Genomic DNA, 14,078 nt, shown 5'->3' with positions numbered 1-14,078 from the left:
CCTACGCCACGCCGTGTTGTTTCAGGGCCCACTCGACATGTTCACGGACCAATTCCGACGGGTATTCCCTGCGCGCCTTCAACGCCTCCAACACCGGAATACTCGACGGCGCATTGCCCAGCCCGACTGCCAAATTGCGCAACCAACGCTCATAACCGGCCCGGCGTAACGGCGAACCTTCGGTGCTGCTGAGAAACCGCTCCTCGTCCCACATGAACAGTTCTGCCAGTTCAGCGTTGTCCAGGTTATGCCGTGGCTTGAAATCGCTTTCCCCGGACGGACGGGCGAAGCGGTTCCACGGGCAGACGATCTGGCAGTCGTCGCAGCCGAACACCCGGTTGCCGATCAACGGTCGCAAGTCTTCCGGGATCGCACTTTTCAGTTCGATGGTCAGGTAGGAAATGCAGCGCCGGGCGTCGAGCACATAAGGGCCGACGAAGGCGTTGGTCGGGCAAATGTCCAGGCACGCGGTGCAGCGGCCGCAGTGTTCGGTGCTGTGGGGCGGGTCTTCGGGCAGCGGCAGGTCAACAAAGAGTTCGCTGAGGAAGAAGTAACTGCCAGCCTTGCGATTCAAGACCAGGGTGTTTTTGCCGATCCAGCCAAGACCGGCCTTCTCGGCGATGGCTTTTTCCAGCACCGGGGCGCTGTCGACGAAAGCGCGGAAACCGAAGGGGCCGATCTCGGCCTGAATTTTATCCGCCAGTTGCTGCACACGTTTACGGATCAATTTGTGGTAATCGCGGCCCAAGGCATAACGGGACACGTAGGCTTTTTCCGGTTGGGCGAGTAATTGCGCCATTTGCGTGTCGCCGGGCAGGTAGTCCATGCGCAGGGAAACTACACGCAGCGTACCGGGCACCAGCTCTTCCGGATGCGAGCGTTTGCTGCCGTGGGCGCCCATGTAGTCCATTTCGCCGTGGTAGCCGGCGGCGAGCCAGCGCTCCAGGTGCTGCTCATGCTCGGCGAGGTCCAGGCCGCTGATGCCGACTTGCTGAAAGCCCAGCTCGCGGCCCCAGTCCTTGATGGATTGGGCGAGGGCAGGCAGGTCTGTGGTAATTGCGGGCATGAGGCGAGAGAAACCGGAGCTGAGGTGCGTATAATTCTGCCAGACATCGGAGCCCGAAGACGTATGCCGCACACTAAAGATGATTTACCCGACGCGCTGTACAGCGCCGCGCAAGTGCGAGGGCTCGATGCGAGCCTGATCGCGGCTGGCACGCCGGGCTTCGAATTGATGCAGCGCGCGGCCCGGGCAACCTGGCGCGCGCTGGTTCGCCAATGGCCGACGGCCAGCGAACTGACCGTGCTGGCCGGACACGGCAATAACGCGGGTGACGGTTATCTGGTTGCGCTGCTCGCCCATCGGGCCGGGTGGCAGGTTCAAGTGCTGGCGGTCGGTGAGCCCTCGCGTTTGCAGGGTGATGCCGCGTTGGCTTATGCCGAAGCTACTTCCGAAAAAGTCTCTATAGAAGCCTGGAGCGCCAGCGCCGAACTGCGCGGCGTCGTGCTGGATGCGTTGCTCGGCACCGGCCTGACCGGCGAAGTGCGTGAGCCTTTCGCCAGCGCCATCGCCGCAATCAACACCAGCGGTTTGCCGGTCGCGGCGGTGGATATCCCGTCGGGGCTGTGTGCCGATACCGGTCGCATTCTCGGCGCAGCCGTTCGGGCTGATCTCACGGTGACCTTCATTGGTCTGAAGTTGGGGCTTTTCACCGGTGATGCGGCGGATGTGGTTGGTGAGTTGGTCTTTAACGATCTGCACGCCGATCCGCAGCTGATCGAGAGCGCTGCCATCACTGCCCGACGTCTGACGACCGGTAATCTTCCACGTCTGGGCACTCGGCCGCCCACCTCCCATAAAGGCAAGTTCGGCCATGTGCTGCTGATCGGCGGTGATCGCGGATTTGGCGGCGCGATCCTGTTGAGCACGCAAAGTGCGTTGCGCAGCGGCGCGGGCATGGTGTCTGTCGCCACGCGCAGCGAGCACGTCGCGGCGGCGTTGGCGAGAATCCCGGAAGCCATGGTGCTGGGCACTTCGTCGGCTAATCAGTTGATGGGTTTGTTGGAAAAAGTTTCCGTGTTGGTGGTAGGGCCGGGGCTCGGTCAGGGCGGTTGGGGGCGCAGTCTACTGTCCGCCGCTGCCAACGCGCCGCTACCGCAAGTCTGGGACGCCGATGCGTTGAATATGCTGGCCGAAGAGCAAGTAAGCTTGCCCAAGGATTGCGTGATCACCCCGCATCCGGGCGAAGCGGCGCGTTTGCTCGGGATCAGCACCGCCCAAGTCCAGGCTGATCGCCCTGCCGCCGCTCACGCGTTGAGCAAAAAATACACCGCCGTCGTGATTCTGAAAGGCGCCGGCAGCCTGATCGCCAGCCCTGATGGGCGCCTGGCGGTGTGTCATCAGGGCCATCCAGCGATGGCCACGGCGGGTTTGGGCGATGTGCTGGCCGGTCTGGTCGGTGCGTTGCTGGCCCAGGGCATGGCGGCGTTCGATGCCGCTTGCCTGGCGGTCTGGCTGCACGCCAATGCCGGCGCGCAACAAGGTAAATCGGGCCGTGGGCTGGCGGCCAGTGATCTGATCCCGGCCATTCGTCAGTTGTTGGAGGAGCAAGCACCGTGTCTGAAGTAACCCTGTACCTGGCTGATGAAGAGGCGATGACCGCATTCGGTGCTCGCATAGCGCAAACCACCCAAGGGCATGGTCTGATTTTTCTTGAAGGTGATCTGGGCGCAGGGAAAACCACGCTGTCCCGGGGCATCATCCGTGGCCTGGGGCATGTGGGGGCGGTAAAAAGTCCGACGTTCACTTTGGTCGAACCCTACGAGATCGGCGACATCCGCGCTTTCCATTTCGACCTGTATCGACTGGTCGATCCGGAAGAGCTGGAGTACCTCGGCATCCGCGATTACTTCGACGACGATGCCATGTGTCTGATCGAATGGCCCCAGAAGGGTGCAGGCTTTTTGCCAAAGCCCGACCTGACCATTACCATTAGCCCGCAAGACAGCGGGCGTTCGCTGAAAATTTTGTCCCAGGGCTCGCGTGGCGAGTCGTGGTGTGCCGCTTTGGCATTGGAATCCAATTAAATGATGGGGTCAGGTATGCGCTTTCGCGCGATGGTAGCTGCCGTAGGATTGTTGTTTTTGGCGGTGACCGTCGACGCTGTGGCCGATTCGAAGGTCAACAGCGTTCGCCTGTGGCGAGCTCCGGATAACACACGACTGGTGTTCGACCTCACGGGGCCGGTGCAGCACAGCGTTTTCACCCTGACCTCCCCGGATCGGCTGGTCATCGACATCAACGGCGCGACCCTCGGCGCGCCGCTCAAGGTCAACACTTCCAACACCCCGATTACCGCCATGCGTTCGGCCCAGCGCACGCCGACCGACCTGCGGGTGGTCATCGACCTGAAAAAAGCCGTCACGCCGAAAAGCTTCGTCCTGCCGCCAAACGCCCAGTATGGCAATCGCCTGGTGGTCGATCTGTTTGATAGCGCCGAAGCCGCCGCCCCGATTCCGCCGACGCCGACCAACGTCGCGACCGTGGACCCGGTGCCGGTCACTCCAATCGATCCGCCGGTAAAACTGCCGCCCGCTCCGGCCGGCAAGCGCGACATCATTGTGGTGATCGATGCCGGCCACGGCGGCGAAGACCCGGGTGCTTCGGGTTCGCGTGGTCAGCATGAGAAAGACCTGGTACTGGCCATCGCCCGTGAATTGCAGCGTCAGGTCAACGGCATGAAAGGCTTCCGCGCCGAGCTGACCCGTACCGGTGACTACTTCATCCCGTTGCGTGGCCGTACCGAAATCGCCCGCAAGAAAGGCGCCGACCTGTTCGTCTCGATCCACGCCGACGCTGCGCCTTCTGCGGCGGCTTTCGGCGCATCGGTGTTTGCCTTGTCTGATCGCGGCGCGACCTCTGAGACCGCCCGTTGGCTGGCCGACAGCGAAAACCGTTCTGACTTGATCGGTGGCGCCGGCAGCGTCAGCCTCGACGACAAGGACCGGATGCTGGCGGGCGTGTTGCTCGACCTGTCGATGACCGCTTCACTGACGTCCAGCCTGAACGTTGGCCAGAAAGTCTTGAGCAACATCAGCCGGGTCACGCCGTTGCACAAACAACGGGTGGAGCAAGCCGGGTTTATGGTGCTGAAATCGCCGGATATTCCGTCGATCCTGGTGGAAACCGGGTTTATCTCCAACGCCAACGAAGCGGCGAAGTTGTCCGGTGCGAGCCACCAGCAGGCCCTGGCGCGTTCGATCAGCGCCGGTGTTCGCCAGTTCTTCCAGCAGAATCCACCTCCGGGCACCTACATTGCCTGGCTGCGTGATTCCGGCAAGATCGCCCAAGGCCCGCGCGACCATCGTGTCAGCCCGGGCGAGACACTGGCGATGATTGCCGTGCGTTACCAGGTGTCTCCGGCGACCCTGCGCAGCGCCAACAACCTGAAAAGCGATGAGCTTAAAATCGGCCAGACCTTGACGATTCCTGGCACCGAACTGGCGGCTAAAGAATGAACCAGGTGCTGACCAGTACCGCTCGCATCGAGCTGCTCAGCCCGCGACTGGCGAACCAGATTGCCGCCGGTGAGGTGGTTGAGCGCCCGGCATCGGTGATCAAGGAGCTGCTGGAAAACAGCCTCGACTCCGGCGCCCGGCGTATCGATGTCGATGTCGAGCAGGGCGGCGTGAAGCTGTTGCGGGTGCGCGACGATGGCAGTGGCATTTCCGCCGATGACCTGCCGCTGGCGCTGGCGCGACACGCCACCAGCAAGATTCGCAACCTTGAAGACCTTGAACAGGTGATGAGCCTCGGGTTTCGCGGCGAGGCCCTGGCGTCGATCAGCTCCGTGGCGCGCCTGACCCTGACGTCCCGCACCAAGGACGCCGATCAGGCCTGGCAAGTCGAAACCGAAGGCCGGGACATGGCGCCCCGGGTGCAACCGGCGGCTCACCCGGTGGGCACCTCGGTGGAAGTGCGCGACCTGTTCTTCAACACCCCGGCCCGGCGCAAGTTTCTCAAAACCGAAAAAACCGAATTCGATCACCTGCAAGAAGTGATCAAGCGCCTGGCCCTGGCGCGTTTCGACGTGGCGTTTCATTTGCGCCACAACGGCAAGACCATCCTCAGCCTGCACGAGGCCCACGACGACGCGGCCCGTGCCCGGCGTGTGGCGGCGATTTGCGGCTCGGGGTTCCTGGAGCAGGCGCTGCCAATCGAAATCGAGCGCAATGGCCTGCATTTGTGGGGCTGGGTCGGGTTGCCGACGTTCAACCGCAGCCAGGCCGACTTGCAGTATTTCTTTGTGAATGGCCGTGCGGTGCGCGACAAACTGGTGGCCCACGCGGTACGCCAGGCCTATCGCGATGTGCTGTTCAACGGCCGCCACCCGACGTTCGTGCTGTTTTTCGAAGTCGATCCGGCGGGCGTGGACGTCAACGTGCACCCGACCAAACACGAAGTGCGTTTCCGTGACGGGCGCATGGTCCACGATTTCCTCTACGGCACGTTGCACCGCGCCTTGGGCGATGTGCGGCCGGAAGATCATCTGGCCGCGCCGGTTGCGACGGCTATCGTCCGGCCGACCGGGCTCGACGCCGGTGAGTTCGGCCCCCAAGGCGAAATGCGCCTGGCGGCCAATGCGTTGCTGGAACAGCCTCAAGGGCAGCCGACCTTTAATACGGCGGCGGGCTCGGGCGCTGGCGCCGGTTATCAATATCAGTACACGCCAAAGCCTCAGTCCGGCGTGCCGGTTGCTGAAGCGCAAGCGGCGTATCGCGAGTTTTTCGCGCCGTTGCCGGAAGCCAATGCGGTTGCGTTACCGGCCGGGCAGGACGACATTCCGCCGCTGGGTTATGCGCTGGCGCAGCTCAAGGGCATCTATATCCTCTCGGAAAATGCCCAAGGCCTGGTGCTGGTGGACATGCACGCCGCCCACGAGCGGATCATGTACGAACGCTTGAAAGTCGCCATGGCCAGCGAAGGCCTGAGCGGCCAGCCGCTGTTGGTGCCCGAATCCCTGGCCGTGAGCCAGCGCGAAGCCGATTGCGCCGAAGAGAACGTGGCATGGTTCCAGCGCCTGGGCTTTGAATTGCAACGCCTCGGCCCGGAAACCCTGGCGATCCGGCAGATCCCGGCGTTGCTCAAGCAGGCGGAAGCCAACCGTTTGGTCAGCGACGTACTGGCCGACCTGATGGAATACGGCACCAGCGACCGGATTCAGGCACACCTCAATGAATTGCTCGGCACCATGGCCTGCCACGGCGCGATCCGGGCCAATCGGCGTCTGGCGTTGCCGGAAATGAATGGCCTGCTGCGGGACATGGAAAACACCGAACGCAGCGGACAATGCAACCATGGCCGACCGACCTGGACCCAATTGGGCCTGGACGATCTGGACAAACTGTTCTTGCGCGGTCGTTGATGAGCCAGCTCCCTCCAGCGATTTTCCTGATGGGCCCGACCGCTGCGGGCAAGACCGACCTGGCCATTGAACTGACCAAGGTCCTGCCGTGCGAGCTGATCAGTGTCGATTCGGCGCTGGTCTATCGCGGCATGGACATCGGCACCGCCAAGCCTTCCAAAGAGCTGCTGGCGGAATTTCCGCACCGTTTGATCGATATTCTCGACCCGGCGGAAAGCTATTCCGCAGCGGATTTTCGTCGTGATGCCCTTGAAGCCATGGCCGAGATCACTTCGCGCGGGAAAATTCCGCTGCTTGTAGGCGGCACGATGCTCTACTACAAGGCTTTGGTCGAAGGCCTGGCGGAAATGCCGGCGGCTGAACCGGAGGTTCGCGCGCACATCGAAGAAGAGGCTGCACGCCTTGGCTGGCAAGCCCTGCACGACCAATTGGCAGTGATTGACCCGGTCTCGGCGGCGCGAATTCACCCGAACGATCCCCAGCGCCTGAGTCGAGCGCTGGAAGTTTATCGCGTGAGCGGTCAGAGCATGACCGAGCTGCGCCTGCGACAATCTGCGCAAAGTACTGAAGCAGCCGCTTCGGGACTGCAACAATTGCCCTATACTGTCGCGAACTTGGCCATCGCTCCGGCAAATCGCCAGGTGCTGCATGAGCGCATTAAACAAAGATTCACAAATATGTTGGAACAGGGATTCATCGACGAGGTCGTAGCCCTGCGTACGAGAAGTGACCTGCATTCAGGGTTGCCGTCTATACGCGCTGTAGGGTACCGACAAGTCTGGGATTACCTGGATGGCAAGCTGACGCAAGCCGAGATGCAGGAGCGTGGAATCATTGCCACGCGCCAATTGGCAAAGCGCCAGTTCACCTGGCTGCGCAGTTGGGCTGATTTACACTGGTTGGACAGCCTCGATTGCGACAATCTGCCGCGCGCCTTGAAATACCTCGGGACCATCTCCATATTGAGCTGAGTCCTTGCAATTGCCGTCTATCCTTGGGGGTGTGACGGCCGAAGCCATCTGATTACCTATTTTTTATATTGAATCCTTAAAGGAGTGCGGCACATGTCAAAAGGGCATTCGCTACAAGACCCTTACTTGAATACTTTACGTAAAGAGAAAGTTGGGGTGTCCATCTACCTGGTTAACGGGATCAAACTGCAAGGCACGATCGAGTCTTTCGACCAGTTCGTTATCCTGCTGAAAAACACCGTCAGCCAGATGGTTTACAAGCACGCTATCTCGACAGTGGTACCGGTTCGTCCAATTCGCCTGCCTAGCGCAGCTGAATCCGAAGCAAGTGACGCTGAGCCAGGTAACGCCTGATAGGAGTCTCCTTTGTTCTTTGAGCGCCACGGTGGTGGTGAACGAGTGATCCTTGTTCACTTGGACGGACAGGACCCTGAGGCGCGCGAAGATCCGCAGGAGTTTCAGGAATTGGCTAATTCGGCAGGCGCCGAGACCGTTGCGTTTTTTAACGTGCCGCGTCATCGGCCAACCGCCAAATTCCTGATTGGCAGCGGCAAGGTCGAGGAGCTGCGCGACCTGGTCCATGCCGAAAAGGCCGATCTGGTCATCTTCAATCACATCCTCACGCCCAGTCAGGAACGTAACCTCGAACGTGTTTTCGAGTGTCGCGTGATCGACCGTACCGGTCTGATTCTCGATATTTTCGCCCAGCGCGCCCGTACCCATGAAGGCAAGCTCCAGGTCGAACTGGCTCAGCTTGATCACATGAGCACCCGGCTGGTTCGAGGCTGGACCCACCTTGAGCGTCAGGGTGGCGGTATCGGTATGCGTGGTCCGGGTGAAACCCAGCTGGAAACCGACCGCCGTTTGCTGCGGGTTCGCCTGCGACAGATCAAGGGCCGGCTGGAAAAAGTGCGCAGTCAGCGCGAGCAGTCGCGACGCGGCCGTACCCGTGCGGATATTCCTACCGTGTCTCTGGTGGGGTATACCAACGCCGGCAAATCCACGCTCTTCAATAACGTGACGAAATCCGACGTGTACGCGGCTGACCAGTTGTTCGCCACGCTGGACCCGACCTTGCGCCGTCTGGAACTGGACGACCTGGGGCCGATTGTCCTCGCCGACACAGTGGGTTTCATCCGCCACTTGCCGCACAAACTGGTCGAGGCATTTCGGTCTACGCTCGAAGAGTCGAGCAACTCGGACTTGCTGTTGCACGTGATTGATGCGGCCGAACCGGATCGCATGTTGCAGATCGAGCAGGTGATGGTGGTGCTGGGCGAGATCGGAGCCCAGGACTTGCCGATCCTCGAGGTCTATAACAAACTCGATTTGCTTGAAGGCGTTGAGCCACAAATCCAGCGCGACGAAAACGGCAAGCCCCAACGGGTCTGGCTGTCGGCGCGCGATGGCACGGGTCTGGAATTGCTTGAGCAAGCCATTGCCGAGTTGCTGGGTGGTGATTTGTTTGTGGGCACCTTGCGCTTGCCGCAACGTTTTGCTCGACTGCGTGCGCAGTTTTTCGAACTTGGTGCGGTGCAGAAAGAAGAACACGACGAAGAAGGCACCTGTCTGCTGGCCGTTCGCTTGCCTCGAATCGAGTTGAATCGACTGGTTAGTCGCGAAGGTCTGCAGCCGGTGGATTTCATCGAGCAACACACTTTGCAATAAAAGCCTCAAAAAGCGGTTGTGCCGCGGTGACGGGCATTCTGTAGCATTGGTCGGCGCGCCGTGGGTGCGTCTTTGCTTTATCAGATGGAGAGCGCTATGGCTTGGAATGAGCCGGGTGGCAACTCGAATAATCAGGACCCTTGGGGTGGCAAGCGCCGTAATAACGGCGACCGCAAGGGACCACCGGATCTCGACGAGGCCTTCCGAAAGCTGCAGGAAAGCCTGAACGGGTTGTTCGGTGGTGGTAAAAAACGCGGTGATGACGGCGGTGGTTCGGGCAAGAGTGGCGGCTTCGGCGGCCTGCTCGGCATCGGCCTGGTCGTGCTGGCGGCCGTGTGGCTGTACAGCGCGGTCTACGTGGTCGACGAGCAGGAGCAAGCCGTCGTGCTGCGCTTCGGCAAGTACTACGAAACCGTCGGCCCGGGCCTGAACATCTACTTCCCGCCGATCGACAAGAAGTACATGGAAAACGTGACGCGTGAGCGTTCGTACACCAAGCAGGGCCAGATGCTGACCGAAGACGAGAACATCGTCGAAGTGCCGCTGACCGTGCAGTACAAGATCAGCAACCTGCAGGATTTCGTGCTGAACGTCGATCAGCCGGAAATCAGCTTGCAGCAAGCGACCGACAGCGCCTTGCGCCATGTGGTGGGTTCCACCGCCATGGACCAGGTCCTGACCGAAGGTCGTGAGTTGATGGCCAGCGAAATCAAGGAGCGTCTGCAACGCTTCCTCGATACCTATCGCACCGGTATTACCGTCACCCAGGTCAACGTACAGAACGCAGCGGCACCGCGTGAAGTCCAGGAAGCCTTCGATGACGTGATCCGCGCCCGTGAAGACGAGCAGCGTTCGCGCAACCAGGCTGAAACCTACGCCAACGGCGTCGTGCCGGAAGCCCGTGGTCAGGCCCAGCGTATCCTTGAAGATGCCAACGGCTACCGTGACGAAACGGTATCGCGCGCCAAGGGTGAAGCGGATCGCTTTACCAAACTGGTGGCCGAGTACCGTAAAGCTCCTGAAGTCACCCGCGAGCGTCTGTACCTGGACACCATGCAGGAAGTCTTCACCAACACCAGCAAGGTTCTCGTGACCGGCAACAAGAATGGCCAGAGCAATCTGCTGTACTTGCCGCTGGACAAGATGATCGACAGCGGTCGCAGCACCGGCGCCCCGGTAACGGGCGCGGCAGCCAGCAGCAATGAAGCGAATGCGCGTGCAGCAGCGGATCTGCAACAACAGCAAGCACGTACCAGGGAGAGTCGCTGATGAGCAATAAATCGCTGATCGCCCTTATTGTCGGCGTCGTCGTGGCGATCGCTGCCTGGAACTGCTTCTACATCGTGGCTCAGACCGAGCGTGCGGTGTTGCTGCAGTTCGGTCGCGTGGTCCAGGCTGATGTTCAGCCGGGTCTGCATGTGAAAGTGCCTTACGTTAACCAGGTGCGTAAATTCGACGCACGTCTGATGACGCTGGATGCACCGACGCAACGCTTCCTGACGCTGGAAAAGAAAGCCGTCATGGTCGATGCCTTCGCCAAGTGGCGCGTGAAAGATGCCGAGCGCTTCTACACCGCGACCTCCGGCCTCAAGCAGATTGCCGACGAGCGTCTTTCCCGTCGTCTGGAATCGGGCCTGCGTGACCAGTTCGGTAAACGCACCCTGCATGAAGTGGTTTCCGGTGAACGTGACGCGCTGATGGCTGACATCACCGCTTCGCTGAACAAGATGGCGGAAAAAGAGCTGGGCATCGAAGTGGTCGATGTTCGGGTCAAGGCCATCGACCTGCCGAAAGAAGTCAACCGCAGCGTGTTCGAGCGTATGAGCACCGAGCGTGAGCGTGAAGCTCGCGAGCACCGCGCCAAGGGTAACGAGCTGGCTGAAGGCATCCGTGCCGACGCCGATCGTCAACGCCGCGTGTTGCTGGCCGAAGCCTATCGTGAATCCGAAGAGGTTCGCGGTGACGGTGATGCCCAGGCTGCTGCGATCTACTCCAAGGCTTACGGCCAGGATCAGGAGTTCTACGGTTTCTACCGTAGCCTGCGTGCCTACCGTGAAAGCTTCGCGAACAAAACCGACGTCATGGTCCTCGACCCAAGCAGCGACTTCTTCCGTTACCTGGAAAAAGCCAAGCCTTGATACGACGTTGACCTGAATCATCCCCCGCCTGGCGGCTAAAACCTGCGGCGGGGTGATCCTTTGGGAAAACGTGTGTATGATGCGGCAGCCGGGAAATTCCCGGCTTTTTTGCGTCTGCACGTTTGATTGCGGTTTTTAAGCAGGCGCCCGAGTTGAATGACTCGACAGGTTTTTCGAGGAAAGTGATTGGCGAAGCCGGTTTCAGGCTTTTCGCCACGTCGTTCATGCGCGTGGTTTGCGCATGAGCCGATCATTTTCTGCTTCACTCAAGGCTCGGCCGAGGGCTGGCCGCCCGGATCATAGGGGAATGGCGTAATGGCGACGGTAGACCGCTGGCTGCTGCCAGATGGCATCGAAGAAGTACTGCCACCAGAAGCGGCGCGCATTGAAGTAGCGCGCCGTCAGGTGTTGGATCTGTTCCAGAGCTGGGGTTACGAGTTTGTCGTGACTCCCCATATCGAGTACCTGGAATCCCTGCTGACCGGCGCGGGCCAGGACCTGGATCTGCGTACCTTCAAGGTCATCGACCCGCAATCGGGCCGGCAGATGGGGTTCCGGGCGGACATCACGCCGCAAGTGGCGCGCATCGATGCGCACACCCTGCGTCGCGAAGGTCCGAGCCGTCTGTGCTATGCGGGCAGCGTGCTGCATGCTCAACCGCGTGCCTTGTCGTCGTCGCGCAGCCCGATCCAGTTGGGCGCCGAGTTGTACGGCGATGCCAGCCCGAGCAGCGATGTGGAAGTCATCAGCCTGATGCTGGCCATGCTGCAACTGGCCGACGTGCCGGACGTGCACATGGACCTCGGGCATGTCGGCATCTACCGTGGTTTGGCTCGCGCCGCCGGTTTGTCCGGTGAAGTCGAGCAACAGTTGTTCGACGCATTGCAACGCAAGGCCATCGACGAGGTCATTACCTTGACCGAAGGCCTGCCCGCCGATTTGTCGGGCATGCTGCGTGCGCTGGTCGACCTGTGTGGCGGCCGTGAAGTGTTGAGCGCTGCCCGTGAGCGTCTGGCCAATGCGCCGGCGCCGGTGCTGGCTGCGCTGGAAGACTTGTTGGCGATTGCCGACCGTCTGTCCACACGCTTCCCGGAACTGCCGCTTTATTTCGACCTGGGCGAGTTGCGCGGCTATCACTACCACACCGGTGTGGTGTTCGCGGTGTTTGTACCGGGTGTTGGCCAGTCCATTGCCCAGGGCGGTCGTTACGACGACATCGGCGCTGACTTCGGTCGCGCCCGTCCGGCAACCGGCTTCTCCACCGATTTGAAAACCCTGGTGACCCTGGGGCGTGCTGAGATCGAGCTACCGTCTGGCGGTATCTGGATGCCTGACAGTACGGATGCGGCACTCTGGCAGCAGGTTTGCCAGTTGCGCAGTGAGGGTCAGCGTGTCGTTCAGGCTTTGCCTGGGCAACCATTGGCCGCCGCCCGTGAAGCGGACTGCGACCGGCAATTGATTCAGCAGAACGGGCTTTGGCAAGTATTGCCGCTGGCTTCTTGAGTTTTCCTGCCGGCGGCTGCCGGCACCAAGTTTGCGCGAATGAGGACAAGTGTTATGGGTAAGAATGTCGTAGTCCTGGGCACCCAATGGGGTGATGAGGGCAAAGGCAAGATCGTTGATCTGCTGACCGAACATGCTGCCGCCGTAGTGCGCTACCAAGGTGGCCACAACGCGGGTCACACCCTGGTGATCGACGGCGAGAAAACCGTCTTGCACCTGATCCCGTCGGGCGTGCTGCGCGAAGGCGTGCAGTGCCTGATCGGCAACGGCGTGGTGGTTGCACCAGACGCTCTGTTGCGCGAGATCATCAAGCTGGAAGAGAAAGGTGTACCGGTGCGCGAGCGCCTGCGTATCAGCCCTTCCTGCCCGCTGATCCTGTCCTACCACGTCGCGCTGGACCAGGCCCGTGAAAAGGCCCGTGGCGAGCTGAAGATCGGCACCACCGGTCGTGGCATCGGCCCGGCTTACGAAGACAAAGTTGCCCGTCGCGGCCTGCGCATCGGTGACCTGTTCCATCGTGAACGTTTCGCCGCCAAGCTGGGCGAGTTGCTGGATTACCACAACTTCGTCCTGGTCAATTATTACAAAGAGCCAGCCATCGACTTCCAGAAAACACTCGACGAGTGCATGGAATACGCCAAGCTGCTCAAGCCGATGATGCTCGACGTCACCGCCGAGCTGCACGAGCTGCGCCGCGCTGGCAAAGACATCATGTTCGAAGGTGCCCAAGGCTCCCTGCTGGACATCGACCACGGTACTTACCCGTACGTCACCAGCTCCAACACCACCGCGGGCGGCATTGCCACCGGTTCGGGTTTCGGTCCGATGTACCTGGATTACATCCTCGGCATCACCAAGGCCTACACCACTCGCGTCGGTTCGGGTCCGTTCCCGACTGAGCTGTTCGACGACGTTGGTGCGTTCCTGGCCAAGCGTGGCCACGAGTTCGGCGCTACCACCGGCCGTGCCCGTCGTTGCGGCTGGTTCGATGCCGTCATCCTGCGTCGCGCTATCGACGTCAACAGCATCTCGGGCCTATGCCTGACCAAGCTGGACGTGCTGGACGGTCTGGAAACCATCAACATCTGTGTTGGCTACAAGAACCAGGATGGTGCAGTGATCGACGCACCGACCGACGCCGACAGCTACATCGGCCTCGAACCTGTGTACGAAGAGATGCCAGGCTGGACCGAATCCACCGTCGGTGCCAAGACCCTTGAAGAGCTGCCGCAAGCCGCTCGCAACTACATCAAACGCGTCGAAGAGTTGGTCGGTGCGCCGATTGACATTATTTCGACGGGCCCGGACCGCAACGAAACCATCGTTCTGCGTCACCCGTTCGCTTAATAAGTCGTTGATGTAAAACACAAAGG

Annotated in this window: 12 protein-coding genes; 11 read left to right on the top strand and 1 reads right to left on the bottom strand. The window is 60.8% G+C overall.

Going from position 1 to position 14,078, the window contains the following annotated elements; all coding sequences use genetic code 11:
- Position 1: 1 nt before the first annotated feature.
- Entirely contained in the window at positions 2–1,066 is a 1,065-nt protein-coding gene (queG, locus tag V5E99_RS17345; RefSeq protein ID WP_499803533.1) for a tRNA epoxyqueuosine(34) reductase QueG, read from the bottom strand.
- Positions 1,067–1,129: 63 nt separating this feature from the next.
- On the opposite strand from queG, the gene V5E99_RS17340 reads away from it, so the two are divergent.
- The 11 genes from V5E99_RS17340 to V5E99_RS17290 all read left to right on the top strand — a co-directional run bounded on the left by V5E99_RS17340 (position 1,130) and on the right by V5E99_RS17290 (position 14,052).
- Positions 1,130–2,629 (top strand): NAD(P)H-hydrate dehydratase, encoded by a 1,500-nt coding sequence (locus tag V5E99_RS17340; RefSeq protein WP_499803532.1) that lies wholly within the window; start codon positions 1,130–1,132, stop codon positions 2,627–2,629.
- On the top strand, positions 2,617–3,087 hold the full coding sequence (tsaE, locus tag V5E99_RS17335; protein WP_213940951.1) for a tRNA (adenosine(37)-N6)-threonylcarbamoyltransferase complex ATPase subunit type 1 TsaE: 471 nt from the start codon (positions 2,617–2,619) through the stop codon (positions 3,085–3,087). Before V5E99_RS17340 ends, tsaE begins: the two co-directional genes overlap by 13 nt.
- A 15-nt stretch (positions 3,088–3,102) precedes the next feature.
- Positions 3,103–4,518, top strand: coding sequence for an N-acetylmuramoyl-L-alanine amidase (locus V5E99_RS17330; protein ID WP_499803531.1), 1,416 nt, complete (start codon positions 3,103–3,105; stop codon positions 4,516–4,518).
- A complete protein-coding gene (mutL, locus tag V5E99_RS17325) occupies positions 4,515–6,425 on the top strand; it encodes a DNA mismatch repair endonuclease MutL (protein ID WP_499803530.1) in 1,911 nt (636 codons plus the stop codon). The genes V5E99_RS17330 and mutL overlap by 4 nt, the downstream gene beginning before the upstream one ends.
- Positions 6,425–7,396 carry a tRNA (adenosine(37)-N6)-dimethylallyltransferase MiaA gene (gene miaA, locus V5E99_RS17320; RefSeq protein ID WP_499803529.1) on the top strand — a complete coding sequence of 324 codons (972 nt, stop codon included), beginning with the start codon at positions 6,425–6,427 and terminating at the stop codon, positions 7,394–7,396. Before mutL ends, miaA begins: the two co-directional genes overlap by 1 nt.
- 93 nt (positions 7,397–7,489) lie before the next feature.
- Complete coding sequence (hfq, locus tag V5E99_RS17315; RefSeq protein ID WP_499803528.1) at positions 7,490–7,750, top strand: RNA chaperone Hfq; 261 nt, start codon at positions 7,490–7,492, stop codon at positions 7,748–7,750.
- 12 nt (positions 7,751–7,762) lie between these two features.
- Positions 7,763–9,064: a ribosome rescue GTPase HflX gene (hflX, locus tag V5E99_RS17310; protein ID WP_499803527.1), complete on the top strand. Its 1,302-nt coding sequence runs from the start codon at positions 7,763–7,765 to the stop codon at positions 9,062–9,064.
- Positions 9,065–9,160: 96 nt separating this feature from the next.
- Positions 9,161–10,333 (top strand): FtsH protease activity modulator HflK, encoded by a 1,173-nt coding sequence (gene hflK, locus V5E99_RS17305; RefSeq protein ID WP_499803526.1) that lies wholly within the window; start codon positions 9,161–9,163, stop codon positions 10,331–10,333.
- A complete protein-coding gene (gene hflC / locus V5E99_RS17300) occupies positions 10,333–11,202 on the top strand; it encodes a protease modulator HflC (protein ID WP_499803525.1) in 870 nt (289 codons plus the stop codon). Before hflK ends, hflC begins: the two co-directional genes overlap by 1 nt.
- A gap of 315 nt (positions 11,203–11,517) precedes the next feature.
- Positions 11,518–12,705: an ATP phosphoribosyltransferase regulatory subunit gene (locus V5E99_RS17295; RefSeq protein ID WP_201200135.1), complete on the top strand. Its 1,188-nt coding sequence runs from the start codon at positions 11,518–11,520 to the stop codon at positions 12,703–12,705.
- A 54-nt stretch (positions 12,706–12,759) separates the two neighbouring features.
- Positions 12,760–14,052, top strand: a complete 1,293-nt coding sequence (locus tag V5E99_RS17290; protein WP_499803524.1) for an adenylosuccinate synthase — start codon at positions 12,760–12,762, stop codon at positions 14,050–14,052.
- The last annotated feature ends 26 nt before the right edge of the window (positions 14,053–14,078 follow it).

Source organism: Janthinobacterium sp. LPB2021202312-11-4 (assembly GCF_037049705.1).
Taxonomy (GTDB): domain Bacteria; phylum Pseudomonadota; class Gammaproteobacteria; order Pseudomonadales; family Pseudomonadaceae; genus Aquipseudomonas.
This window is presented reverse-complemented; position numbering and strand designations above follow the sequence as displayed.

Coding starts and splice junctions, on each gene's coding strand:
- queG (WP_499803533.1), bottom strand. CDS start 1,066: ATGCCCGCAATTACCACAGACCTGCCTGCCCTCGCCCAATCCATCAAG.
- V5E99_RS17340 (WP_499803532.1), top strand. CDS start 1,130: ATGCCGCACACTAAAGATGATTTACCCGACGCGCTGTACAGCGCCGCG.
- V5E99_RS17330 (WP_499803531.1), top strand. CDS start 3,103: ATGCGCTTTCGCGCGATGGTAGCTGCCGTAGGATTGTTGTTTTTGGCG.
- mutL (WP_499803530.1), top strand. CDS start 4,515: ATGAACCAGGTGCTGACCAGTACCGCTCGCATCGAGCTGCTCAGCCCG.
- miaA (WP_499803529.1), top strand. CDS start 6,425: ATGAGCCAGCTCCCTCCAGCGATTTTCCTGATGGGCCCGACCGCTGCG.
- hfq (WP_499803528.1), top strand. CDS start 7,490: ATGTCAAAAGGGCATTCGCTACAAGACCCTTACTTGAATACTTTACGT.
- hflK (WP_499803526.1), top strand. CDS start 9,161: ATGGCTTGGAATGAGCCGGGTGGCAACTCGAATAATCAGGACCCTTGG.
- hflC (WP_499803525.1), top strand. CDS start 10,333: ATGAGCAATAAATCGCTGATCGCCCTTATTGTCGGCGTCGTCGTGGCG.
- V5E99_RS17295 (WP_201200135.1), top strand. CDS start 11,518: ATGGCGACGGTAGACCGCTGGCTGCTGCCAGATGGCATCGAAGAAGTA.
- V5E99_RS17290 (WP_499803524.1), top strand. CDS start 12,760: ATGGGTAAGAATGTCGTAGTCCTGGGCACCCAATGGGGTGATGAGGGC.